Source organism: Pseudochelatococcus sp. (assembly GCF_050946405.1).
Taxonomy (GTDB): domain Bacteria; phylum Pseudomonadota; class Alphaproteobacteria; order Rhizobiales; family Beijerinckiaceae; genus Pseudochelatococcus.
Genome location: NZ_JBMNUS010000008.1, coordinates 35,401 through 59,982 on the forward strand (window position 1 = coordinate 35,401; position 24,582 = coordinate 59,982).

The 24,582-nt window shown below is 64.7% G+C and carries 24 protein-coding genes and 1 tRNA gene; 11 read left to right on the forward strand and 14 right to left on the reverse strand.

Features of this window, described 5'->3' with window-relative positions; all coding sequences use genetic code 11:
- Positions 1-48 precede the first annotated feature (48 nt).
- Complete coding sequence (gene dnaE / locus ACOYJQ_RS12715) at positions 49-3,588, reverse strand: DNA polymerase III subunit alpha (RefSeq protein ID WP_433458913.1); 3,540 nt, start codon at positions 3,586-3,588, stop codon at positions 49-51.
- Between the two features lie 428 nt (positions 3,589-4,016).
- Between dnaE and hspQ the strand changes: the two genes are divergently transcribed.
- The 5 genes from hspQ to ACOYJQ_RS12740 all read left to right on the forward strand — a co-directional run bounded on the left by hspQ (position 4,017) and on the right by ACOYJQ_RS12740 (position 6,505).
- A complete protein-coding gene (gene hspQ / locus ACOYJQ_RS12720; RefSeq protein ID WP_433458916.1) occupies positions 4,017-4,364 on the forward strand; it encodes a heat shock protein HspQ in 348 nt (115 codons plus the stop codon).
- A gap of 100 nt (positions 4,365-4,464) precedes the next feature.
- A tRNA-Ser gene (locus tag ACOYJQ_RS12725) sits at positions 4,465-4,558 on the forward strand.
- 351 nt (positions 4,559-4,909) lie between these two features.
- On the forward strand, positions 4,910-5,176 hold the full coding sequence (locus tag ACOYJQ_RS12730) for a DUF6429 family protein (RefSeq protein WP_433458918.1): 267 nt from the start codon (positions 4,910-4,912) through the stop codon (positions 5,174-5,176).
- A complete protein-coding gene (locus tag ACOYJQ_RS12735) occupies positions 5,173-5,547 on the forward strand; it encodes a hypothetical protein (protein WP_433458920.1) in 375 nt (124 codons plus the stop codon). The genes ACOYJQ_RS12730 and ACOYJQ_RS12735 overlap by 4 nt, the downstream gene beginning before the upstream one ends.
- A 115-nt stretch (positions 5,548-5,662) precedes the next feature.
- Positions 5,663-6,505 (forward strand): hypothetical protein, encoded by an 843-nt coding sequence (locus ACOYJQ_RS12740; RefSeq protein ID WP_433458921.1) that lies wholly within the window; start codon positions 5,663-5,665, stop codon positions 6,503-6,505.
- On the opposite strand, the gene ACOYJQ_RS12745 is transcribed toward ACOYJQ_RS12740, so the two are convergent.
- The 13 genes from ACOYJQ_RS12745 to ACOYJQ_RS12805 form a co-directional block, all read right to left on the reverse strand.
- Positions 6,455-7,768 carry a DNA cytosine methyltransferase gene (locus ACOYJQ_RS12745; RefSeq protein ID WP_433458922.1) on the reverse strand — a complete coding sequence of 438 codons (1,314 nt, stop codon included), beginning with the start codon at positions 7,766-7,768 and terminating at the stop codon, positions 6,455-6,457. The two genes, ACOYJQ_RS12740 and ACOYJQ_RS12745, sit on opposite strands and share 51 nt — an antisense overlap.
- Positions 7,769-7,829: 61 nt before the next feature.
- The gene (locus ACOYJQ_RS12750; protein WP_433458923.1) at positions 7,830-8,237 is read right to left on the reverse strand and encodes a very short patch repair endonuclease; all 408 of its coding nucleotides are present in this window, start codon (positions 8,235-8,237) and stop codon (positions 7,830-7,832) included.
- Complete coding sequence (locus tag ACOYJQ_RS12755; RefSeq protein ID WP_433458925.1) at positions 8,237-10,333, reverse strand: DnaJ domain-containing protein; 2,097 nt, start codon at positions 10,331-10,333, stop codon at positions 8,237-8,239. The genes ACOYJQ_RS12750 and ACOYJQ_RS12755 overlap by 1 nt, the downstream gene beginning before the upstream one ends.
- Before the next feature lie 93 nt (positions 10,334-10,426).
- The gene (locus tag ACOYJQ_RS12760; protein WP_433458927.1) at positions 10,427-10,810 is read right to left on the reverse strand and encodes a hypothetical protein; all 384 of its coding nucleotides are present in this window, start codon (positions 10,808-10,810) and stop codon (positions 10,427-10,429) included.
- The gene (locus tag ACOYJQ_RS12765; protein ID WP_433458928.1) at positions 10,807-12,129 is read right to left on the reverse strand and encodes a recombinase family protein; all 1,323 of its coding nucleotides are present in this window, start codon (positions 12,127-12,129) and stop codon (positions 10,807-10,809) included. The genes ACOYJQ_RS12760 and ACOYJQ_RS12765 overlap by 4 nt, the downstream gene beginning before the upstream one ends.
- Entirely contained in the window at positions 12,126-12,581 is a 456-nt protein-coding gene (locus tag ACOYJQ_RS12770) for a DUF2924 domain-containing protein (protein WP_433458929.1), read from the reverse strand. The genes ACOYJQ_RS12765 and ACOYJQ_RS12770 overlap by 4 nt, the downstream gene beginning before the upstream one ends.
- A 196-nt stretch (positions 12,582-12,777) precedes the next feature.
- Positions 12,778-14,460 carry a DEAD/DEAH box helicase family protein gene (locus ACOYJQ_RS12775; RefSeq protein WP_433458930.1) on the reverse strand — a complete coding sequence of 561 codons (1,683 nt, stop codon included), beginning with the start codon at positions 14,458-14,460 and terminating at the stop codon, positions 12,778-12,780.
- A gap of 11 nt (positions 14,461-14,471) precedes the next feature.
- Entirely contained in the window at positions 14,472-15,101 is a 630-nt protein-coding gene (locus ACOYJQ_RS12780; RefSeq protein WP_433458931.1) for a hypothetical protein, read from the reverse strand.
- Between the two features lie 2 nt (positions 15,102-15,103).
- Positions 15,104-16,000, reverse strand: a complete 897-nt coding sequence (locus tag ACOYJQ_RS12785) for an ATP-binding protein (protein WP_433458933.1) — start codon at positions 15,998-16,000, stop codon at positions 15,104-15,106.
- Positions 15,997-16,290 carry a hypothetical protein gene (locus ACOYJQ_RS12790; protein ID WP_310458516.1) on the reverse strand — a complete coding sequence of 98 codons (294 nt, stop codon included), beginning with the start codon at positions 16,288-16,290 and terminating at the stop codon, positions 15,997-15,999. Before ACOYJQ_RS12790 ends, ACOYJQ_RS12785 begins: the two co-directional genes overlap by 4 nt.
- 176 nt (positions 16,291-16,466) lie before the next feature.
- Complete coding sequence (locus ACOYJQ_RS12795; protein WP_433458934.1) at positions 16,467-17,078, reverse strand: sigma-70 family RNA polymerase sigma factor; 612 nt, start codon at positions 17,076-17,078, stop codon at positions 16,467-16,469.
- A 162-nt stretch (positions 17,079-17,240) separates the two neighbouring features.
- Positions 17,241-18,398: a hypothetical protein gene (locus ACOYJQ_RS12800; protein ID WP_433458935.1), complete on the reverse strand. Its 1,158-nt coding sequence runs from the start codon at positions 18,396-18,398 to the stop codon at positions 17,241-17,243.
- Positions 18,370-19,560 (reverse strand): hypothetical protein, encoded by a 1,191-nt coding sequence (locus ACOYJQ_RS12805; protein ID WP_433458936.1) that lies wholly within the window; start codon positions 19,558-19,560, stop codon positions 18,370-18,372. Before ACOYJQ_RS12805 ends, ACOYJQ_RS12800 begins: the two co-directional genes overlap by 29 nt.
- Positions 19,561-19,790: 230 nt before the next feature.
- Between ACOYJQ_RS12805 and ACOYJQ_RS12810 the strand changes: the two genes are divergently transcribed.
- From ACOYJQ_RS12810 to ACOYJQ_RS12835, 6 genes are read left to right on the forward strand one after another with little or no spacing between them, the layout of a single operon-like run.
- Complete coding sequence (locus tag ACOYJQ_RS12810; protein WP_433458938.1) at positions 19,791-19,997, forward strand: DUF6511 domain-containing protein; 207 nt, start codon at positions 19,791-19,793, stop codon at positions 19,995-19,997.
- Positions 19,997-20,743 (forward strand): hypothetical protein, encoded by a 747-nt coding sequence (locus ACOYJQ_RS12815; RefSeq protein WP_433458940.1) that lies wholly within the window; start codon positions 19,997-19,999, stop codon positions 20,741-20,743. Before ACOYJQ_RS12810 ends, ACOYJQ_RS12815 begins: the two co-directional genes overlap by 1 nt.
- Positions 20,740-23,097, forward strand: a complete 2,358-nt coding sequence (locus tag ACOYJQ_RS12820; RefSeq protein WP_433458941.1) for a phage/plasmid primase, P4 family — start codon at positions 20,740-20,742, stop codon at positions 23,095-23,097. Before ACOYJQ_RS12815 ends, ACOYJQ_RS12820 begins: the two co-directional genes overlap by 4 nt.
- A gap of 52 nt (positions 23,098-23,149) precedes the next feature.
- Entirely contained in the window at positions 23,150-23,728 is a 579-nt protein-coding gene (locus ACOYJQ_RS12825; protein ID WP_433458942.1) for a hypothetical protein, read from the forward strand.
- Complete coding sequence (locus ACOYJQ_RS12830; RefSeq protein WP_028720215.1) at positions 23,725-23,925, forward strand: hypothetical protein; 201 nt, start codon at positions 23,725-23,727, stop codon at positions 23,923-23,925. Before ACOYJQ_RS12825 ends, ACOYJQ_RS12830 begins: the two co-directional genes overlap by 4 nt.
- Complete coding sequence (locus tag ACOYJQ_RS12835) at positions 23,918-24,298, forward strand: DUF6362 family protein (protein ID WP_433458943.1); 381 nt, start codon at positions 23,918-23,920, stop codon at positions 24,296-24,298. The genes ACOYJQ_RS12830 and ACOYJQ_RS12835 overlap by 8 nt, the downstream gene beginning before the upstream one ends.
- Positions 24,299-24,582: the final 284 nt, after the last annotated feature.

A 24,582-nucleotide genomic window follows, 5' to 3' on the forward strand; every position in this document is an offset into this window, starting at 1 on the left:
CTCCCGCTTTTTCCACGGTTATCGCAGGCTGACACGTCCTTGTCCCGCTCAGCGCAATTCGACATCCACTACTCCCGTGAGGCTGCGCAGCGCCGCCGCTATCTGCGGCGTGGTACGGAAGCGGCCCGGCAGTTCCATTTCCACCTCGCGCAGGCCGGCGATATCCACCACGAGCGAGACGGTTCCCTCGCCGTGCATGCTCAACTGGCGCGCGATGGCGTCAAGAGGTGCGGCGTCGTTCACGACGATGCGCATGCCTTTCTGATGGCGGGCGACGGCCTGATCCAGCGGTTCAGCCCGCTGGATGCGCGCGCGCACGTCATCGCCGTCGCTGGAGGCCTGCACCACCAGCATCACCGCCTGGCCAGGCTCCAGCAGATCACGGTACTGGGCCAGCCCCTCCGAGAACAGGATCGCCTCGAAATGGCCGCTCTGGTCGGAGAAGGTGATCACGCCCATCTTCGTGCCGTTGCGCGTGCGCCGCTCCACGCGGTCGAGCACGGTCGCCGCAAGCTGCCCCATGCTCTCGCCGCGCTTGACGCCGCGGGCGAAATCCGCCCAGCGCCGCACGCGTAGTCTCTCCAGCAGCGGTCCGTATTCGTCGAGCGGATGGCCGGAGAGAAAGAAGCCGACGGCGTCATATTCCCGCTGCAATCTCTCCGACGCCTGCCAGGGCTGGTATTCGGGAATACGCAGCGGCTCGGGCGCGGCGAGCGCGCCGAAGATGTCTCCCTGCCCCGCCGCCGCCGATTGCGCGGTCTGGTTGGCCAGCGCCATGATCGCCTCGATGGCGGCGAAGGCGCGGGCGCGGTCGGGCGCGATCGGGTCGAGCGCGCCGGCGGCGACCAGCGCCTCCAGCGTTCGCCGGTTCACGAGGCGCGGGTTGATGCGGCGCGCGAAATCGCCGAGATCCTTGAACTGTCCGCCGGCGCCAACGCCGATCGGGGCGGGTTTCGATCGATCGGAGGGCGCCCCGGCGCGCGCCGCCACGATCGATTCCACCGCCTGCGCGCCCACGCCCTTGATGGCCGCCAGCGCGTAGCGGATGATGCCGGTGCCGTCCGCGTCGAACGCCACGTCGAAGCTGACGCCGGACTGCTGGACGGATGGCGGCTCGACGCGGATGCCGAGCCGCTGCGCCTCGCGCCGGAACTCGGACAGCTTGTCCGTGTTGTCCATGTCGAGCGCCATCGAGGCCGCGAGAAACTCGACGGGGAAATTCGCCTTCAGATACGCCGTCTGATACGCGATCAGGGCATAGGCGGCCGCGTGGCTCTTGTTGAAGCCGTAATCCGCGAACTTGGCCAGCAGGTCGAAGATCTCGTTCGCGAGATCGCGGGCGAGCCCCTGCCCCGTCGCGCCGTCGACGAAGCGCGCCCGCTGGGCGTCCATCTCCGCCTTGATCTTCTTGCCCATGGCGCGGCGCAGCAGGTCGGCCTCGCCCAGCGAATAGCCCGAAAGCGTCCGTGCCACCTGCATCACCTGTTCCTGATAGATGATGATGCCGAAGGTCTCGCGCAGGATCGGCGCGAGCGCCTCGTGCAGGTACCAGGCGCTTTCCGGCTCGCCGCGTCCGTTCTTGCGGTCGCAATAGACGGGAATGTTGGCCATCGGCCCCGGACGGTAGAGCGCCACCAGCGCGATGAGGTCTTCGAGCCGGTCGGGCCGCATGTCGACGAGCGCCTTGCGCATGCCCGCGCTTTCGACCTGGAACACGCCCACCGTTTCGCCGCGTCCGAGCTGTTCGAAAGTCAGCGGATCGTCGAGCGGAATGCGCTCCAGAGAGAAATCGGGATACCGGCGGTGAATGTGATCGATCGCCGTTTTCAGAACCGTCAGCGTCTTGAGGCCGAGAAAGTCGAACTTCACCAGCCCCGCCTGCTCGACCCACTTCATGTTGAACTGCGTCACACGCATCTGCGAGCGCGGATCGCGATAGAGCGGCACCAGTTGTTCGAGCGGCCTGTCGCCGATCACGACGCCGGCGGCATGGGTCGAGGCATGACGATGCAGCCCCTCGAGCTTTTGCGCGAAGGCCAGCATGCGCGCCACCACCGGCTCTTCCTCCGCCGCCGCCTGCAATTTGGGCTCATCCGCGATGGCGCGCGCAAGCGTGACGGGATTGGCCGGATTTTGCGGCACGAGCTTCGTCAGCTTGTCGACCTGCCCGTAGGGCATTTCCAGCACCCGGCCGACATCGCGCATCACGCCGCGCGCTTGCAGGGTGCCGAAGGTGATGATCTGCGCCACGCGCTCCTCGCCGTAGCGCCGCTGCACGTAGCCGATGACCTCTTCGCGCCTGTCCTGGCAGAAGTCGATGTCGAAGTCGGGCATCGACACGCGGTCGGGATTGAGAAAGCGCTCGAACAGCAGGCCGAAGCGCAGCGGATCGAGATCGGTGATGGTCAGGGAATAGGCGACGAGCGAGCCCGCGCCCGAGCCACGCCCCGGGCCCACGGGTATGTGCTGCGCCTTCGCCCATTTGATGAAGTCGGCCACGATCAGGAAGTAGCCGGGAAACTTCATGCGCTCGATCACCGACAGTTCATAGTCGAGCCTGTCCTCATAGTCCTTCGCGGCGAGCCCTTCCGCGGGGCCGTGCGCGGCGAGGCGAGCCGCGAGCCCCTCCCGCGCCTGGCGGCGCAATTCGACGGCCTCGTCATCGGCATGGTCCGCGCCATCGTCGGCATGCGCGTCCGCGCCGCTGAAATGAGGCAGAATCGGCTTGCAGGTCCGCACACGGAAGGCGCTGCGCTGCGCGATCTCCACCGTCGAATGCAGCGCCTCCGGCAGATCGGCGAACGCCGCCGCCATATCCGCGCGCGACCTGAAAAACCGCGAAGGCGTCAGACGCCGCCGCTGATCGTCCGACACCAGCCGCCCGTCGGCGATCGCGAGCAGCGCATCGTGCGCTTCATAATCGCCGGCGGTGGCGAAGTAGGGTTCATTGGCGGCCGCGAGGGGTACGCCGCGCGCATAGGCCAGTTCCAGCAGGGCCGGTTCCGTCAGCGCCTCGTCGTCCCTGCCGTGGCGTTGCAGCTCCATATAAAGCCTGTCGCCGAACAGGGCCAGCAGGTGCTCGAAACGTTCCCGCGCCAGCTCCGGCCGTCCCGCGGCGAATGCGCTGTCGAGCGGGCCGCCGGGGCCGCCCGTCAGCGCGATCAGTCCTTCGGTGTGAGCCGCCAGCAATTCCAGCGGCACATGCGCGCCATGTGCCCCCTGTCCCGGTTCGTTGCCGAGAAAGGCGGCGCTGGACAACGCCATGAGGTTGCCGTATCCGCGCGCGCTCGCCGCGAGCAGCACGACATGCGGCAGGGCCCGATGGGTCGGGCGGGCATTCGGCTCCGCCGCCTCGAAGGCGACGGCAAGCTGCAATCCGGCGATCGGCTGGATGCCGGTCGACGCAAGCTTTTCGGAAAATTCCAGCGCGCCGAAAAGGTTGTTGGTATCGGTAAGCGCCATTGCCGGCATGTCGTCCGCCGCCGCCAGCTTCGAGAGGGCGGAAATCGTCAGCGCCCCTTCGAGCAGCGAATAGGACGAATGGACGTGAAGGTGAACGAACCCGACATTCTCGATGAGACCCGGCATTTCACTCCCCGAACCGGCCGTGCGCATGCGAATCGACTGCGCGCGACCCATTTTATCGCTGCCCGGCGCACCCGTCACCCGCGCGGACGCGGATCAGGCGGCGGCGCCGGCGACCGCCACGACACCGATCATGGCCACGAAAAGCGCCAGCGACGCAAGCTCGACAAGATCGGCGACAAGAGCCTTGTACATCTTCTGATCTCCCCTGTGTTCCAACAATTTCCTTATATGTTCTTTTCATGTTCGCATCAAGCGCCCGGTCGGCATCTTGCTTAACAAACTATATACGATGTAAGGAAATGATCGGGGATAAGGGGTTTGCCCACATATGGCCGCGATTGTCAGGCGCTTTCAGGATGCATTGCCTGGAAGCGCGTTTCCGGCGGCGGGGGGCGTGTTTTCCGATAACGATAAGGGCAGGATGGCGTATGGGCGAGTTGCCTTCTTCAAGAACGCGCAGCGCGAAATTCGCGCTTGGGCAGGTTGTCAGACATCGGATTTACCCCTTTCGCGGCGTGATCTTCGATGTCGATCCCTGTTTCAGCAATTCGGAAGAGTGGTATCTGTCGATTCCCGAGGAAGGGCGGCCCGACAGGGATCAGCCATTCTATCATCTGTTCGCCGAAAACATGGATACGGAATACATTGCCTATGTTTCCGAGCAGAATCTCGTGGCGGATACTTCAGGAGAGCCCGTTCGGCATCCCCGTGTGCTTGATTCGTTTGAACGGGGCGAAGGCGGTCACTATCACATGCGGGCCCATCTGAGGCATTGATCCGCCGAAAGGCGGGCTGTCGCCTCATGGTTGTTATCCACCTCATCTTTCATAAACCGCGTTGACCTCGATGCGCTTATCTGCAAAGAAGGCACCACAAGGAGACGTGGCCGAGAGGCTGAAGGCGGCGGTTTGCTAAACCGTTATAGGACCTTAAAGTCCTATCGAGGGTTCGAATCCCTCCGTCTCCGCCACTTGCCCTCGCGAAAGCGTTCTCCTGATCCGGCTACGGCCGGATTTTCCCGTTGTTTTCGGGGGTTATGCTGGAGGGGCTTTGCACTGGTATCCTCGCCACAGCAGCCGGAGACGTTCTCTTGAGCCCGATATTCTCCGGACCTCTCGACTGCGCGCATTCGGTGTAGAGCCCGTAACCAGTTGAAAGCATTGGGACAGTTCCTCGCGCCACCTGAACACTTCGATGCCAGCGGCGTTCGTGGAAAGGAACAGAAATCCAACCCGTTCTTTCTCTATCCAGCCTCGCAAATCCTTTCCGGCATTGAGAAATTCCGGCAACGACGGCATCCTGTGGGTGAAGGAGGCCATACATGGCGGAACCGGACCTCGACACCGACAAGCTCGACGACGCGGCGCTGGCGATCCTCAGCTTGACGCTGCATGACGGCAATCGCGTCTGGAAAGGGCTCGACTGGTCCATCACCGACCGGTTACACGCGAAGGGGCTGATCTACGATCCCGTCGGTAAGGCGAAGTCGCTAGCCCTGACGGAAGCTGGATTGGCCCGAGCCGAAGCATCCCTCGCCGCGTTGTTCAAGAAGCGCCGGGGGAACGATCCACAACGGTCCGCCCCATGAAACCGGCCGACGAGGAGCGCATCGCAGCTCGGCTGGCCAAACTGATGGCAATGATCTGTGTGCGCAACACGGGGATCGAGGAATTGCACGCGGGGACTGTCCCGGTCACTCACACGGGCGACTATTCGGACGTGTTCGTCACCGACGCCGACGGTCGCCAGATTCCATGGTCTGACGCGTCCCATCTCGACGACGACCAGATGCGAAGCCTGATGCGACAGATCGTCGACCGGCTCTACACCTTTCACCTCAAGGCTGACGATCCGGGGTTCCGCGACCACCTCGACCGCTGGCTGGCGGTCGCCGACCGATGGGACGAGCCGCAGTTTGACAAGGCTTTTTTCGAGATCGTAAGTCGACCGCAACGCTGAACGCCCCAATCGTTTCGGCGCGTACGAAGGCATGAAACCGGCCCTAATCGAAAGGGATTGAACGTCGCACCCGCTTCGGGCGATTATCTTTCCGGATAATCAGAAGGCGCGCAGGTTGGCACGATCGCAGAAAACGAAAGTCGTCGAACATCTGTTTGACAAGTACTGGAACGTATCGACGGGCGCGCTCGAAAAAAGCCTGATGAGTCTCGACGACGTCGCGCAGGCCATTCGCGAGTGTAACGATCTTTACGGCTCGACGCTTAGCGACCGCAATCCTGCGAATTTCATGAAAGATCTGCTGCGCGGAGCCAATGCCTCCAGCAACTGGCCGACTTCGGTTGCGGCCAAACGCTTCGCCGCGGTCCAGCGGACCGGCGACGGAGAGTGCTTCGAGTTTATACCCTACCGACCAGGACAGACCGAGCCGTTCCCCGATGCGTTCGGAGTGCGCGAAGATGCGCCGCAGTATCCGGTCCAGTCGATCAGTATTCCGCTCGTTACCAAGTCGCTGGGGCGTTCCGATGAAACCTGGTTGGTTCAGACTGCGATCAATCTGCGTGTTGTCGAGACCCATTTCGCGGTGGCAGCCGCGTTTCCATTGCTCGAACTTGCCCATCTTCAAATGGGGATCAAGCTGCGCTCGACCGAGATCGACGCCCTCTTCCTTGGCAAGACCGGCGATCCGCAACGACCGGAATCCGTCTTGGTCACTTGCGAAGCGAAGCAGGCCAAGGACCCGCTTATTCAGAGCCAGATCATCAACCAAGTCCGTGCTGCCTTCGCGGAAGCGGAGGTGGACACGGTCGTTCCCATCGGTTTGCGGACGATCAAAGGCGTCGGGTTCTACCTGACCGAGTTCACTGCCGTGAAGCGGTCGGAAGCGTCGGCGCTGGAGGAATTGACCCTAGCCAGCGACGCCATCTACGAGTTGCGCCCCCCTGTGAAGGGCATATGAAGCCTCGATCTCTTCCTGTTTCCGCTTTCGCGCACCGCTCTTCTTGTCGCGGCGTCCGATAGGGTTCTGGATGTCGAAATACGCAGCGGCCTCGGTGTTCCCCATACTCAGGAGCTTTTCGTCGCCGAGATCCACAGCCTCGGTCGGTCGCGTGGGGCGAACCCCCAGCGCAGCGATAACGACGCTGGCCACCGCGCGCGCCAGCGGAGGCGGCACTGAGTTTCCGATCTGGCGAGCGCCATGCCATTTGGTGACGTTGAAGCGAAACCAGTCTGGAAAGCCGTGGAGGCGCGCCATTTCGCGCACAGTTACGCACCGGTCGAACGCGTAGTGAATCGGTCTCGGGCTGGTGAACGCGCCACGAGCAGAATCCGTCCCCGCTCTTAGCGTATTCGAAACGCCGTCGGCCGGCAGCTTGAACAAGCGCGAGATCGGTTCCACGCGACCCTGTTCCGTTTCGCGAAATCGCCGACGGGAAATCTCGGTGTGTTCGGTACGTGCGCTGGACGTCAGTTTCTTCGGATCCCAGTTCCGAGGGTGGCCATACGCCCATGCGTCGTTGCCAAGGCCCCGCAGCGGCTCGGCGTAGGCGCTGGGCTTTCCGAAGGCCGCTGTCTTGATGGTGTCGAAATCTCGAAGGCGCTCGAACTCCTCTGCGTTTGGAAGATCGGCAAGAGCGTCCTGACAGGTCGGGCGTTCTGCGATTGCCTTGGGGTAGTCCGGAAGAGAGCGGCCCTTCTTTGCACCCATCAAAATCAAGCGCTGACGATCCTGCGGCACACCATAGTCAGCCGCGTTCAGAACCCGCCAGTCACGTTGGACGGAATAGCCGATTTCTTCGAATTCCTCGATCAGTTCGAAAAGGAACTTTCGGTGCTTGCCGACAGTCAGCCCCTTCACGTTCTCGAAAACGAAGTAGTTCGAATCGAGTTCGCGGACCAGGCGCACGAAATCTTTGACCAGCGCGTTTCGCGGGTCGTCGAGCGCGCGCTGTCCGATCAATGAGAACCCCTGACATGGAGCTCCGCCGAACACGACATCCACCGTCCGATCCCCAATCCCTGCCTCCGCGCGGATATCTTCGCCGGAGACGTCCGTCACCGATCGAGGAATGACTGCGCAGTCCGGGAAGTTGAACTTGTGGACCGCCGCGTGAACGGGATCGATCTCGACGGCGGCAACGACATCGAAACCGGCCTGCTCGAAGCCAAGGCTCATACCACCCGCGCCCGCGAACAAATCGATTCCAATCGGTCTTGCCATGCAGCCGCCCCCAAGGTTTCCGCCCAACATATCGGTGTGTCGCTCGCTTGACCAGCGAATCCTAGCTTTTCAGGAAGGCTTCGACCCGGTCGACGGCTCCTTCGATGTCCCTCAACTCGCACTGCCAGACGACCAGTGGCTCCCATCCAGCGTCTCTCAGTTCGGTTAAGACTCTCTTATCGCGTTCTTGGTTTGTTTCAATCTTCGGCCGCCAGTATTCCGGCCTGGACTTCGGCAGTCTGCCCCACCTGCAGCCATGGCCATGCCAGAAGCAGCCGTGCACGAAGACGACCTTCTTCCGCGACGGGAACACGATGTCGGGGCTGCCCGGCAAATCGCGACGATGAAGCCTGAACCGGTATCCGAGCCGGTGCAGGGCGCGGCGCAGGGCGAGTTCAGGCTTCGTGTCCTTCTGGCAGACCATCGACATTATGTACGACCGGCGGTCCGCAGTTACATGGTCAGCCATCACGATGGACGCATGGGACTTGCCTGGAACGGATCGCCGGGTCTCTTAGGAGCCGCGCGGACCCCTCTGAAGTTCCCCCGTTGCGTCCGCGTTTCGACAACGACCGCGCCATTGTGGACATACGCCCGCCGGATGGGTGCCTTGGTCAGGGCGATCCCCATTGGCTGGCCATCTTCCGTGAAGACGCGAACGCCTTTGCCTTCGACCAAGAGGACCATGCCTCCGCTGACGAGCAGATCGCATTTTGGCGAACAGTCATGCAAAGCGATCAGGCGGTCGCCGTCCAGCACATAGAGACGGGTCGTGGTCATCACATAGAGGAAAGATTCGGTCTCAACGATGCGGACAGGCACGGAGCCCACTTCGTAGATCGTGGTCAGTGAGCCGCTGCAGTCCACGCGCACCACCCGCCCGGCATAGGTGCCAAGCAGAGCGGTTTCTCCTGTCCCGGAGAAGGCTGCGGCATAGATCCAGTCAGCCTCGGCCGCGGGGCCAAAGCTGATCACGATTTCAAAACCGGCTTCACCACCTCCACTTCCGTCGAGCTGCTCAGGATCGAGGCCGGTTAGCCGCTCAGATGCGACATTCACTGCCTTCATCCTCTCTTCGTTTCCGGGATTCACGTCAGGGTGCAGTTCACGCACGAGCTGCCGGTACCGCTTCCGGATCTCGTCGGGCGTGACCGGCATCTGAAGACCCATGACCTCTAGGGCTTGATCGATTTCCGCCGCGGTCCCGAAGCTGGAGCCGCCCACCCTGATGCGGGTCGGCTCTTTCGCCGGCATCCTGAGCCCCCATAGGCGCTCTCCTTCCCGGTTAACGCACCATGCTTCGTCCACGTGAGTGAAGAGGTAGCGGTCCCGATCTGGTGTCAGCGCTATACAGCGCAGAGCGCGATGTGCCTCGCTCTCTGGCAAGCCGAGTCGTTCGCGGTTGGTGACGACTTCCGGGGCGGCCTCTAGATCTGTCTCGAAGTCGATGCCGAGGTCGCCACGATAAACGGTCATCACACCGCTTTTCGAGCGGAGGGCGAAGCCCTCGCCCTCAGGATGAACGGAAATGTGGTAAGCATCGCGGTGTAGGGGCACCGGTGTCCCAGGCCGTCCGTTCGCGTCGCTGAACATCACTGCTCCAGGAGCGCCAAGGCTCGCTTCTGACTTCGCAAGATCGTCGAACGACAGTGCGCCGCCACGCGTGCTGTAGTGCCTGCGAAAGCCCGGATCCGGTCGATCCGATTTCGCAATTGGCTCGACGACGATTTCGCTCCAGCTTCCTTGAGGGTCTGCGAAGGCTTCCTCTGTGGCAGGCATCTCGACGGGTTGCTCCCACGCATTGGGCGAAGGAGGAAGAGGCACGATACTCACACGCTTTGGGTCGAGTTCGTACGGCCGCCCGGCACCTCGGTCGCGTCGGTGCGATCCGGGCCTTGCTGGCTCATTGTATATCGTCGCGGCCGCGGCCTTGGGCATCTCGGCATCGGCGAGATAGAGCTCATAGGTCTTTCCGCTGTTCGCGCGACGGACTTCTCCCGACTTCTCAAGGTAGGAGATGAGCCGACTGGAACGGCGCGCGTCATCGACGCCCAGCACGGTTCTGATCCGGCTTTGCAGGATGCCCGGATTTGCGCGGATCGCTTCCCGGAGCCGGTCGAAAAGGTCGAGGTCGACGAAGTGTTCCTCCGCCTCGTCTCGGTAAGCTTGCAGATGGTCGAAACTCTGCACAAGGTCGCGCAACTCGCAGAGTCCGTCCCGATCTCCGACGATGGCCATCATCGTTCCGCCTTGCGACAGGGCCGGAATCCGAATGTCGAGCCGCTGCCCGTCGCCTTGAGGATCTTTCAGCCAGTCACGCAGCAGCGGTAGACTTGCACGCGCAGCTGCAGCCGCGGTCACATAGTCCTTTGCGGAAACTGAAGAGGTGAAACGTTCAAGCTGCGCGAAATAGAGCTGCCCGGGCAGGGAAGGGTCCGCCATCCGGATGATATCAGGCTCCGGCTCGGCAGCGGCCTTACTGCGAGGCTCACCTCGCACAGTATCCGGTGCCTTGGGCTCGCGGGCAGAAGATCCGCCAAATAACCATCTGAAAATGCCCGACATGATACGCTCCAATATCCCCGATTTGTCTCAGGGTCATCTGAAACTCAAGCTGCCGCAATCCCCGTATCGTGGTGAATTTCATTTGGCGGGCACTCAGGAAAGCAGCGCCATCTGTGATCGCCAATCCAACGGAAATGGCTCCATGAGCCCCTTCAGCGTGACGTCCGAGCTCTGTTTCCCATCCAGGATAGCTTCGACGATATCGGGCGCAAGCAGCGTAAGGCGCAGGACACGGGCCATATAGGTGAAGGCGATCCCCTCGCGCTCGGCCAGTTCGGCGATGGTGACGAACTCGCCGGACTCCAGCAGGCGCTTCCAGCGGAAGGCGCGGGCCAATGCCTTGACCAGCGTGCTGTCAGCCTTGCGGTCTGGCCGTCCGCCATCGGGTAGCTGCATTTCCTTGCGCCCGCCGCGCTTCACGAGGCGGAAGGGAACGTGGATGGTGACGGTCTCGGGGATCGGCGTCGCGCCGGTCATGCAGCTGCTCCAATATTGGTGGCCATTTCTCGCGCGAGCCCGGCCAGCCCGTCCATGCGCAGACGGACGCTCAGACCATCCGTGCCGATCTCGACCCGCTCGACCAGCAGCGCCACGATACGCGCCTGTTCAGCCGGGAAGAGTTCATCCCACAGTGGATCCAGCCGGGTCAGCGCCTCGCGGGCGTCGGCCTCGGTGATCTCGCCATCCTGCGTGCGCGCGGCCTTCCATGTGCCCGCCACGATCTCCGGCTGGCGGAACACGGCGCGAAGCTGGTCGATTACGGCGGCTTCGATCTCACCTGCGGGGACGCGTCCGACCGGACAAGCTCCCGCCCCGTGCTTCAGCACTGTCTGGCTGACATAATAGCGGTAGAGCCTGTCACCCTTGCGCGTATGCGTCGGTGAGAACGCGGCGCCATCGGGACCGAACAGCAGACCCTTCAGCAGCGCGGGCGTTTCGGCACGGGTGCGGGCGGCGCGCTTCCGGGGGCTCTCCTGCAGGATCGCATGTACACGGTCCCACGTCTCGCGGTCGATGATCGCGTCGTGCTCGCCGGGATAGCTGTCGCCCTTGTGCACCGCCTCGCCGATATAGGCGCGGTTCGACAGCATCCGGTAGATGTACTTCTTGTCGATCCGGTTGCCGCGCGGGGTTCGGATACCGCGCTTACCGACTTCGCGGGCCAGTTCCGTGCAGGAGCCGATTTCGAGGAACCGGGCGAAGATCCAGCGCACATGACCGGCAGCTTCCTCGTTGACCACCAGCTTGCGGTTCTCGACGCGGTATCCGTAGGGCGGCACCCCGCCCATCCACATGCCCTTCTTCCGGCTGGCTGCGACCTTGTCGCGAATGCGCTCGGCGGTCACCTCGCGTTCGAACTGGGCGAACGACAGCAGGATGTTCAGCGTCAGCCGCCCCATCGAGGTGGTCGTGTTGAAGGACTGCGTGACCGACACGAAGGTCACGCCATTGCGGTCAAACACCTCGACCAGCTTGGCGAAGTCGGCAAGCGAGCGGCTGAGGCGGTCGATCTTGTAGACGACGACCACGTCGACCAGCCCGTCCTCGATGTCGCCGATGAGCCGCTGCAGGCCGGGGCGTTCCAGCGTGCCGCCGGAGATGCCACCGTCGTCATACTGATCGCGGACCAGCACCCAGCCCTCGGAGCGCTGGCTGGCGATGTAGGATTCGCAGGCCTCGCGCTGGGCATGCAGGCTGTTGAACTCCTGCTCCAACCCCTCCTCGGAGGATTTGCGGGTGTAGACGGCGCAGCGCAGCTTGCGGACGGGTTTCGATTTTTCCGGCGGCTTCGTCATGTCCGGCCCCGGTGATTCCTGAGGCCGAAGAACACCCAGCCGTTCCAGCGCGTGCCAGTGATGGCGCGGGCGATGGCGGACAACGACTTGTAGGGCCGCCCCTGCCATTCGAATCCGTCGGCGGTGACGGTGACGATCTGTTCGACGCCCTGCCACTCGCGCAGCAGCCGCGTGCCGGTGATCGGGCGGTTGCGGTCGGCGCGGATGCTGCGCCTCAATCGGTCGCCGCCATCCAGTTCCTCGCCCAGCCGTTCCAGCCGCCGGATCGTCTCCGGTTTCAACCCGCCAAGGCTGAGTTCCTGAATGCGGTAGGCCAGCCGGGATTCAAGGTAGCGGCGATTGAACGGCGGCGGCTCGCTGTCGAACAACTCGCGCCATTGCGCTTTCAAATCTGGCGTCGGCGTGGTCTTCAGCGCGGCCAGGCGCGCGGGGATGGGATCATGGGTCGTCATGCGGTTCTCCGGTGCGTTGGAGTTGCATGAGGGCATTGGTCTCTGGACAAGTGTAGGCAACTTTCTCCTGTATCGTCATATACTTCGCCACTTTCCCGCATCCGCAGCCGGACCAGCCCGAGCGCCAGCAGACCGCAGAGCTCGGTGCGGCGCTCGGCGGGCGTCATCAGGTCGGGCGGCAGCGGATTGGGGCGTTTCATGCGGCCGACCGCTCCGCCCGGCCAAGAACGGCGGCGGTGATCGCCCCACGGTTCCAGCGGAAGTTCAGGTGGCAGTTGGCTGCATATTTCGACAGGCTGAAATCCAGCCCGTCCGCCTCGTGCCCCGCGCGCTGCAGCAGCGCCATCTGTTTCATCGTGGCAGGATCGTTCAGCCAGCGGCGGCTCTTGATCGAGGCGGTGCCGGTCTCAGTGGCGCGCAGGAAATCGTCGGCGGCGGCGAGCGCCTGCACCCGGGTGCCGATGGCGAGCGGCCGGATCGCCCTGCCTTTCGGTTGTCCGAGGGCATGCCAGAGCGTGCCGTCGTGGAACACGCCGGCCCAGCCATTGAACCCACTCGCCATCATCGCCTGGCCGTCGCCATGCAGGTCGCACCAGGCGAACGGCGACCGTTCCAGCAGGTCGATCTCCATCATGTCGAAGGCGGTGAGCAGCCGGGCCTCGCCACGCTCGCGCGTGAAGACATGTCCGCAGAAATCGCAGACCGAGGCGCCGAGCGGTAGTTCCGCCTCGCAGGTCGGGCAGAGTTTCCACGGCGCCTGGCCGGCCTCGGGATCGTCTTCGTCGAGATCGATCTCCTGTTCGAGCGACCCGTGCCGGAGCGCGGCGCCCGCGAAATCGAGCACGATGCAGTCGGTCTTCACGATACCGGGGAAACGCGCGGGATCGACACGGCGCAGACCGCGCCCCACCGCCTGGATGAAGGTGCCCTTGTGCAGCATCGGGCGCAGGATGCCGATGCAGCCAACCGGCTGGCTGTCGAAGCCTTCGGTCAGGACCATGCAGTTCGTCAGCACCTGCACCTCGCCCCTGTCGAACCGGGCGATGAGGTCGGCGCGCACCCGCGAGGGCATGTCGCCCGAGATCGTCTCGGCCGTGACGCCCGCGGCGCGGAAGGCTTCTGCCACCGCATCGGCATGGTCGACCGTCGCGCAGAAGAAAATGCTGCGCCGGTCCGCCGCCTTTGCCTGCCAGTGCTCGACGACCGCCTCGTTCAGCACCGAGCGGTTCAGCACCTTGTCGGCGGCGCGCATGTCGTAATCGCCCGCAGTGGCCTCCAGCCCGGCCAGTTCGTCCTCGACGCCGAGATCGATTGTATAGGTGCGCGGCGGCACCAGGAGACCGCGCCCGATCAGCGTGCCTATCTTCAGATGATAGCCGACATTGCTGAAGGTGCGGCGCAGGCTGCGCCCATCGCCGCGACCGGGCGTGGCCGAAAGTCCGAGCAGCCTGATCTCGGGGTTGAGTTCCCGTGCCGCGTCAATGACGGACTGATAGCTTTGCGCGGCGGAACGGTGACATTCGTCGATGACGAGATGCGAGACCGGCGCCATCCGTTCGCGCCGGTTGGCGCGGGCGAGCGTCTGGACGCTGCCGAAGACGATGCGGCCGCCCCAATCGTCCTGCTCGGCCTTGACCACCGAGGTGGCCATTCCGGTCACGGCCCCGATGGAGGTCCGGTTCTGGTCGATCAACTCGTCGGTGTGCTGCAGCACCAGGACGCGGTCGTGTCGCCGGTGTTCCAGTTCCTCACCGATGTAGAAACCGGCGATGGCGGTCTTGCCAGCCCCGGTCGGCAGGACCAGCATGGTGTTGCCGTGGGTGGCGGTGCGGTCGCGGGCGGCATCGACTGCCGCCCTCTGATAATCGCGTGGGATCATGACCGTCCTCCTCAGCGCGCCCAGAAGGGCGCGGAGCCGGAGGACGGCGCGCCGGACTGGCCCATGCCGGTGTTCGACAGATGGGCGCCCGTCGCGGTGAACTGACCCTGTTGCGGCGGCTGCGGCACGCTGCCCATCAGGCGCGCATATTCGGCATGGTCGGCGCCGATGGCCGCTTTGATGACGTTGCGGCCGCTGTCCTCGGGCTTGTCCTTGTCGCGCTCGATGCCGATGCGGGCCACGAACTCGAGCCCGTTCAACTCGCCGAGGCTGCGGATCATCCGCGCCGCCCGGGCAGCGTTCGACTGGTCGTCGGCGCGCACGCCCCGGGCGGATTCGAGGATGCCGCGGATCATCGCGCGGCCGCGATTGCCGTAAGTGTCGTCGCCCGGACCGCCCGCAGCCTTCCCGCGAAATCCGATGCGCGTGTAGATGCGACGCCGCGCGAACGGCCCCTCCATCACCACCGCCTCGGTGTTGAGGTAAAGGGCCGGGCTGGTCTTGCTCTGGGTGAGCCAGCCCTCGGGCCCCGCGCCACCGGGGCGGATGGTCAGGCAGACCTTGGCCAGCGTGTTGGCCAGGATAAGGTCGAAGGCGGCGTCCTGCGTGTCCGCGCCGTTGAAATCCATGTCGCTCGCCATGGTCATGCTCCTTGCGTCGTCGGGGGATTGGGTGCGGTCGCGGCCGCGGGTAGATCGAAGTTCAGGCGGGCGGCGCCCTCGGGGCGCGGGCCGCGGATCTTCGCCATGAGCCGTCCGAGATGGGCGGGCTCGATCATCGACAGCCGCCCGCTGCGGTCCTTTGCCGGCAGGCCGAAATCGTTGATGGTGGTGCAGATGAAGGCACGGAACGCCTCGCCCTTCTCGGGGCGCAACTCGGTCAGGGTGATGACCTCATCCACGATGCCGGGCAGTTCGAGCCCGGTCTTCGAGCCCTCGATCTGCATCGAGAAGAAGGGCTTGCCGAAATCGTCCAGCTTGCGGTCCAGCAGCCCGACCAGCCAGATGTTCTTGGCGGGCGTGTGCTGCAGATGCGTGAGCCAGCCGATCATCTCCTGGCCGAGCAACCCGTAGGTCGCGCGGAGATCCGGCTTGCCGGTGCGGTCGGATTGGGCTTGGGATTGACCCTTGCACCACTGAAGGCAAATGCGAGAGGCGACGGAGATGCTGTCGACGAAGACGGTGTCGTATTTGTCGAGCTGAGTGGCGGGGCCGAAGGCGGCGCAAACCCGTGCGAAGTGCCCGGGCCCATAGGACTGGTCGTCCCGCATCGCCGGGTTGGCGCCGCCGATCCAGGCCGCGAGATCGCGGGCGACCTCCCAATCGCGGATGCGGATCTCGTCGCCGGGCCAGCCCTGCACGGCGAGCTCGCCCGCCTCGAGGTTCAGAAACAGCGTGCGCTGCGGATCGAGGGTCAGGAGTTGCGTGGTCTTGCCGATGCCGGAGGTGCCCGTGAGCACCCCCTTGATGCCGCGCGCCTCGCGCAGCCGTTCGTCGGCGGTGATGATCCGGAGCGGCCCGGCGCCGAACGGGGCGCTCACTTGCCGCTCTCCAGATCGCGCGCGGCCGCCGAGATGGCATTGTCCGCTCCACAGGCGCCCTGACGGCGCGCCATCTTCAGCACGTCACCGAGCGCGCCGGTCAGGCGGTAGAGGTCGGATTGCTGTCGCGCCAGGGCGACAAGGGCAAACTCGATCTCGTCCACCGTGGCGCGTTCGATCGGCACGACCTGGTCCGGCCTGTCGAAGACCGCCGGGACGTCGATGTTGTCGGGAAGCATTTCCAGCCAGCGCAGTTCGCGCAGGCGCTTCAGAGGGGTAGTCTTGAACATGGTGACGCTCCGTGTTGTCGTCGGTTGCTGTCCAGGGATCGTCGGGAAGACTGCTGCCGGGCCTGACGCCGCCCTGGAGCTTGCGGTCGGAGTGTTTCCCCGCGTGGGGGTGTTGCATTCCTCCGAGGGCCCGGCATGAAACTGGCGGACCGGGTCATCGCCGGTCCTGTTGTCACCTACCGGCGAGCCTCCGAGACTGTCGGGGCGGTGCCGAGATATGCCGCGAGATCAAGCGCCTCGGCCGCCTTCCGGATGGTGGCGAGCCGTGCGTAGACGGTGCTCCTATGGATCCCGAGGGCTTCGGCCGCTTCCGTCGGCGACATGTCGATCAGCGCCAGCGCGAGGGCGCGGCAGGTCGGGGTCAGGCCAGCAAGGAGCCGCTGGACATCTCGCACCAGCCCGAACGCCTCGTCCGTTCCGCGTGTGACGGCGGCATGCGGCATCGCGCTGTCGGGCAGCGTTTCCGCGAGCGGCAGCATCTCGTCATCGCCGCGCCCCTCGGCGGGGCTGTCGAAGTCGATCCAGGCCCGTTCGGCCCGCAGCCGTTCGGTCGGCGCGGCCAGCGTGGCGATGCGGTTCGCCAGCACGCGGTCGGCGAAGGTGTCATACTGACCGCGGGCCGGGTCGAACTTCTCGTCCCGGCGATAGAGATGCAGCCGCAGATCCTGCTTGATGTCCTCGGCATCCATTCCGGGGACGGAGCCCGAGCGGGCCAGCCGTTCGGCGCGAATGGTGATGTTGCGGGAGACGCGCGAGCGCGCGTCGCAAATGGGGTGGAAACGCTCCATGAAGTTTCGCCTTCGTCCAGGTGGACGGGCACGCGGCCCGAGTGACCGGGACCGGCGAAAATTCGTTGGAGGGCCTCGAAATCAGGGGATCGGAGAAGCAAAAACCCCACGAAACCTTGCGGTTTCATGGGGTTGGGTGGGATGAAAAAAGTTCGGAAAGAGTCAGTCGTCGTCGGCGAAATTTCGGTCGCGCTGGTCGGATCGGCCCTGCTTCAGACTGCTTGCATCGACCAGGAACCGTGCCTCGTAACAATCGTCAGCGCCTGAGAACGGGTCCTCGTCGATCCCGAACCGCTCACGCAGTGCTGCGGCGAGAAGTTGGCGCTGCTTTTCGTAACCACGCTGGAACTGCCCGAGAATGCGAACGATATCGCTCGCCGGGCGGCGCCCCTTGATGGTGGAAATCGGAAAGGACCGAGGCAATGCCCCGCCAAGTGCGGCGCAAACAAGGAGTAGCCGCCACTGGCGGTTCGGCTTGCCGTTCCGCTCATCGCGCATGCCGATCTGGTCCGGTTCAAGGCGCGCCGGAGCCTGCCCAAGATAGCTGACGTTGAGCACGGCCTCCTCGCGAAACGCGAAGCGCAGATCGGACCACCGTGCATTCGCAGGCAGAGTCATCACCGGACGCTGGGCGACGTCACCTGCGTTCGCCAGTGCCGCGATCTCGGGCGCGAAGAGATCGACAAGTGGCATGGCAGCGACGAATCCCTTGCGCGGTGCGAGGGCGAAGTGGAGGCATTCGGCCCACGTCAGAACACGCCCTTGCCGTGCCGCAAGAAAGGCCGAAACGTCCGGGTCGATCGCGCCGAGCGATGTCACCAGCAGGACGAATGGTAGATTGCGGCGATCGATGTCGAGGACGTCTGCCCGGCTGAGCGGCGCGCGCGGGCTTGTGAGCGCAGCGAACACCGGAAAACTCCGGCCGGCGGCAATGGCATGATCGCCGATGTGCAGAAAGACCGCCCCGCGCGAAGGCGCGGTGGGAGCGACAAGGCCAAGCGCCGTGGCTATGTCGGCAAACAGCCTGCGGCGGTCGAGTTCACGGATGCGGATATCGTCGGGATTGATGTCGAGGGTTTCGCAGAGTCGCCCCGGATCGCTGCAGACGGCACGGACCAAGCCGCCGGCATGCCGCACGACGTGGCGCGGGCAATGCTCCCCGCCGGGCCAGGGACAGTCGATACGTTCTGCGTACTTGGAGGTTTCCGGAAGGTAGCGTTCGACCTGGGTCCAGCAATCGATCAGGTCGACCTTCCAGTCGAGCGTGTCGGTCGCATGACCGGGGACGCGCTCAATCGTCCTCCAGAACGCCGACGTCATCGTCCTCATCTCCGACGTTGGGGCGGCAGAAGCCCTGATCCTTGAGCCAGCGGTCGATCAGATCGCTGTCGGCATCACGGTCGTAGCGTGCGAGGCTCGGCGGGAGAATGGCAACCGTCCGCTCCTTGCCGTCTCCATCGAACTTGACCTTGAAAACGGCCCGGTCGATGGATCCGCCGGCAAGGCGCCTCGCCCACTCGTTTTCCCAGGCCACGAAGAGGTCGTTCGCCTTGCGCACCTCCTTCTCCTTGGCCTTTCCGCCCCAAAAGCGTTCGATTTCGATCAGGCGCACCTTTACGATCTCGGAGACCGTGTCGTTGTCGAGCGATGTCTCGCCCTTCTCCAGCAGCGGATCGAGGGTGAAGCGGTTCGAGCGATCGAAATACTCTTCGTCACCGAAGATGACCTCGCCGAACGTTCTCAGGTAGAGTGCGGTCTCGCCTTTCGTCCCTGCGTTGACAGCCAGTTCATCGGATTCGCCGTCATAGATGACGACGTCGTGCTTCTGCGGTCGGTAGTAGGCGATCCCCGATCCCCCATCATCCTGATGTCGCCCCTCGCGCCGCATCGGTTCGCCGTGTCGGACCATAAACCACGTCTTCGTCCCGCGCGGAAAAGCAAAGACCCGTGAACCCTTGCCGCGGCGTTTGCGGTCGAACCACTCGTCCATCCGCTCCTGCATGGTGGCTGTCTGTTCGTCGGTCGGGTCCGGAGCCGGTCGCGGCTTGCCGCTGCGGCCCGCAAAATAGATGAAACGCGAACGTGTGAACGCCACGGTCTCGGCATGCTGACGTCGTAGCAGATCAGGTTTCTGGAGCCAGATCTGCAGGGCGATGTCCGCATCGGAGGGTTCCTCACCGGCCTCGATCGTGAGGCCAGCCCGTCCTGCCGCCTCGATCAGTTCCTCGGCGGTTTCCTTGGTCGCGGTCTCGTGTACGTAGAAAAGCGCGTCGACCATTTCGGGCGGCACCTTTTCGTCGGGCTTCATCAGCACAGCCGCGAGATCGTCGTAGGGAAAATCCTCACCCGCTTCGGCCGGAAGTTCAAACCCCCGCTCAGAAAAATAACCGGCCCACGTCGCGAAGAACTTCAAAAGATGCCTCGGCGAAATGCTCTTGAGACGGTCAGGGTTGGTGAAACTTCTCGGGTTGAATGACGCCATGCGCGATTCGGCTCCAGGATGAATCGGGGGTGGAGTTCAGGCTATCGGCGGAACAGTGATCGCACAAGTGCATGTTCCCGAAGTGTTCTGATCCACGCATCCGACAGTCAGGACAGCGCGCCGGTAGGTGAGGAGAGCATCTGGAGCTCTCCCATGAACAGCATCAATCCGGCGCTCCGCGCCATCCTGCATTCCCGCACGCCAGCGTCACCCACCATCGGGGCTGGCGCATGATCGATCCCGATGAACGTGAACAGGCCGCGCACCGCGCCGCCTTGAAGAACATGGCCGAACTGATGGCCGAGATCGGCTGGACCACGCGGTTCGCCGATCTCAGCGAGGCGCAGGCGCTCGCCCTCGCCACCGCCGCCGTCGACGGCTTCCAGGAAGCGATGATGGCCAGCGCACCCCGGCCCGATCCGGAGGTGCCGTTCTGATGGACGCCGGTTTCGACTTCAATCACCGGGAGAAGCCGCCGAGCTTTGCGGATACGGTCAACACCTGCATCGATCGGGCTCTTGTCGCGGAACAGGCTGAACGCCCCCAACGCGACTACCTCGGTGGCAGCCGGCTGGGCGATGTCTGCCAGCGCAGACTGCAATACGAATACCTGAAGACGCCGAAAGACCCGGGCGCCGGGTTCTCTGGCCAGTCCCTGCGCATCTTCGCGCTCGGGCACGTCCTCGAAGATCTGGCCATCGAATGGCTGCGCAAGGCGGGTTTTGACCTGCGCACGCGCAATCGCCATGGCGATCAGTTCGGCTTCTCGGTCGTCGGTGGTCGGGTCCAAGGGCATGCCGACGGTGTGGTGGTCGCGGCGCCGAACGGCATGGCGGTCCCGGCGCTCTGGGAATGCAAGTCGGCCAATGCGAAGAACTGGCGCGAGATCGCGAAGCATGGTGTCGCGAAAGCCAAGCCGGTCTACGCCGCGCAGATCGCGCTCTACCAGGCCTATCTCGGCCTGACCGAGACGCCCGCGCTGTTCACCGCGATCAACAAGGACACCTGCGAGATCTGGCACGAACTCGTGCCGTTCGATGCCGCACTCGCCCAGTCCGCCAGCGACAAGGCGGTGACGATCCTGCGTGCCTGTGATGCGGGTGAAATTCTTCCCCGCCACACAGCCGACCCCGACCACTTCGAATGCCGCTTCTGTGCGTGGCGGGAACGGTGCTGGGCATGACGGTCCCGTCCGACACCATCGCGCCCCACGACGTCGCGCCCGACGCTGAAATGATCGCGATCTATGCCGACGTGGTGTTCGGCTACTGCGACGGCTGGGTGCCGGTCCGTGCGCTCGCAGAGAAAGGCGCGGGCGATGGCCCGCCGCATGTCCCCTTCATCGAAGCGGACGCCACGCTTGCCGCGAAACTGGCGCTGCAGGCCACATGGGCCAGCAGCGTCGGCATGGCACTGTTCGTGGCGCCCGGCACGGTGGTCGCCCCCGGCGACGCCAAGGCGGAAAGCATCGTGCAGACGCAGGTCGTGCTGGTCGATCTCGACCATGGCGACATCGGCGCGAAACGCGACCACCTCGTGCAGCATCTCGGATGCCCGACGCTTGAAGTGGCGTCCGGCGGAGTCACCGCCGAGGGCCAGCGCAAGCTGCACCTCTACTGGCGCCTGTCCGAACCCGCCGAAGGCGAGGACATCGGCACGGTCTGTCGGGCGCGGCACATGATCGCCGCCAAAGTCGGCGGCGATCCGTCCTTCCGGTCCGCCCACCAGCCGATCCGTGTGGCCGGATCGATCCATGCCAAACAGGGCCGACGTCGGCTGGTGGAGATCCTGCACCACGATCCCCGCGACTACGATCTGGGTGAACTGCTGGAGGCGATCATTGCCATGCCGCCGCTCGAAGGCGAGGCCGGGCTCGACTTCAACATGGCCGCCCCCGAGCGCGGCAGCGTCACCGAGCTTTTCGGCCGTCAGGTCCGCGAAGGCGGCGTGGACGGCACCACGCGCTTCGACGCGCTGTCGCGGGTGATGGGCTACTGGATCCGCCGCGCCCGCGAAGGCCATGTGCCGCGCGAACAGGCCTGGGAAGAAATCGTCTCCTACAACGCGGCCCGCGTCTCGCCTCCCTGGCCGGAGGCCCGGTTGCGCGAGGAAGCAGAACGGCTCTGGAAACGCGACACCGCCCGCAACGGCGATCTCGACGACGAGGATGGCGGGTGCGATGGCGGCGGCCCGGCCGGTGGCGACGACGACGGCCCCGTGCCGGTGCGTTTCACCGAGGACGCGCTCGCCGCCACCTTCGCCGTCCGGCATGCCGAGACCTGGCGCTACGTCGCGGGCTGGGGACAGTGGCTGACCTGGTCAGGCAAGCTCTGGCGGCGCGAGGAGACGCTGCAGGCCTTCGATCTGGCGCGGATGATCTGCCGCGAGGCGGCCGCGCGCGCCGGATCCGCAAAGCTCAAGGCCAAGCTCTCCACTGCGGCGACGGTTTCGGCCGTGGAGCGGCTCGCCCGCTCCGACCGCCGCCACGCGACCACGACCGAACCGTGGGACCGTGATCCCTGGCTGTTGAACACGCCGGGCGGTGTGGTCGACCTCCAGAGCGGCGCATCCCGGCCACATGATCCCGGCCTCTTCATGACCAGGATCGCCGGTGCGTCCGTCGCCGACACTTGTCCCGTCTGGCTGGGCTTTCTGGAGACCGTCACCGGCGGGGACGGCGAGCTGCAATCCTACCTGCAGCGGATGGCGGGCTATTGCCTGACCGGCGTCACGACCGAGCATGCGCTGTTCTTTCTCTACGGCACCGGTGCCAACGGCAAATCCGTCTTCGCCAACACCCTGACCGCCATCCTCGGCGACTACGCCACCGTCGCGCCGATGGACATGTTCATGGCCACGCAGGGCGATCGCCACCCGACCGACATGGCGGGTTTGCGTGGTGCGCGGATCGTGACCTCCATCGAGACCGAACAGGGCAGCCGCTGGGCCGAAAGCAAGCTGAAGGCGCTGACCGGGGGCGACAAGATCACCGCCCGCTTCATGCGGCAGGATTTCTTCGAGTTCATCCCGCAGTTCAAGCTGCTGATCGTCGGCAACCACAAGCCCTCCATCCGCAACGTCGACGAGGCGATGAAGCGGCGCCTGCACATGGTGCCGTTCACCGTCACCATCCCGCCCGCGCGGCGCGACAAGCACCTGGCCGATAGGCTGCTCGCCGAACGCGACGGGATCCTCGCATGGGCGCTCGAAGGCTGCATCGAATGGCAGCGGACGGGGCTGCGCCCACCGCCCGCCGTGATGGCCGCGACCGAGGATTACTTCGAGGCAGAGGACGCCATCGGTCGCTGGATCGATGAACGCTGCTCGCTCGGATCGCACCTGAGCGCGGCCACCACCACGATGTTCGCGGACTGGAAGGCCTGGGCCGAGACGAACGGCGAATTCGCCGGTTCGGTCAAGCGGTTCTCGGAGGCGCTGATCGTGCGTGGGTTCGAGCGCCACAACACCCGTGCGGCCAAGGGGTTTCGCGGCATCGCCCCCAATGACAGCAACTCTGACCTTTTCTCGGGAGAATAGGAAAATGCCAATGAATCCAGATGGTGTGACGGATGTGACGGATCATACTTATATGACCGTTACGCGCGCGCATGCGCGCGCCTGTGGAGCGGATAGGGAACCATCCGTCACATCCGTCACACCCGTCACCGCTCCCCCCGGTCTTCATGGCGTTGATGGAACGGACCGCTGCATCCTCGCGCTCGACCTCGGCACCACCACCGGCTGGGCGCTGCGCGGCCACGACGGTCTGATCACCAGCGGCACGGTCAGCTTCCGGCCCGGCCGTTTCGACGGCGGTGGCATGCGCTACCTGCGCTTCACCAACTGGCTGACCGAAATCGACCGGCTGTCCGGTCCTGTCGCTGCGATCTGGTTCGAGGAAGTCCGCCGCCACGCCGGCACCGACGCCAGCCACATCTACGGCGGGCTCATGGCCACGCTGACCGCATGGGCGGAACTGCGCGGCGTGCCCTACGAGGGCGTCCCGGTCGGCACGATCAAGCGTCACGCCGCTGGCAAGGGCAATGCCGACAAGGCCGCCATGGTCGCCGCCGTCCGCGCCCGCGGCTTCAGCCCGGCCGACGATAACGAGGCCGACGCCATCGCCATCCTGCTCTGGGCGATCGAAACGAACGGGGGTGTCGCATGAGATGGCATCCCCACGGCTACGGCGGCCGACGCCGGGATCCCGAACAGGTCAAGCGCGAGGGTTGGCAGGAACAGGGCGTTCTCGCGGTCTCCGCCGATGACGACCGCCTCACCTGGCCCGAGCGTGAACTGGTCCGCCAACTCGGCGAGAAGCTCTACGGCCCGCGCCCATCCGACAGGGAGGCGCGCCATGGCTGATCGCGAATGGACCGCAGACTGCGTCGCCGATCATTTCGAGGAAGCGTTCCGCACCCTGCGCAAGCTGCCACCCGTGAAGGCGCAGGGCTACTTCAATACCTGGCCCGAGATCGTGCGCACCAGCCGCGAGATCGCCGCGATGGAGCCTCAGCCGATGCGTGTCTGGCCCTCGGCCGCCGCGATCACCCGGCTCGAGCAGACCTTCGACTGGGTGCTCTGGATCGACGAGGCGGAGCGCAAGCTGGTCTGGTCGCGCGCCGCCCGCGTGCCGTGGAAGCAGATCAGCGGCGAGCTGGGTTGCGACCGTACCACCGCCTGGCGGCGCTGGCAGCTGGCGCTGACCAAGATCGCGGCGCGGCTGAATGCGCAGTGACTCCAATGTGTTGCAACACTTTTGTGTTCGACACATGCAACATGTCCGTGCTATTCGAAGGGCATGATGGGGAGAGTGCGCTGGAAGGCTCGCTTTCCCTTTTGCGTTGACGGGGGCCTTCTGGACCCCGGTATCCAGCGAGGGTCCGGTCGGGGTCCAGCCCGAGGCAGTTTCCGGTTCCTTCCTGGCGACATTCGTATGCTGGCGGGCGAAGCGCGGGACATCGCCAGCGACAGGGCCGGATTTTTGGGAAGCCACCCGGAAGCCAGCGCCGTCTGAACCCG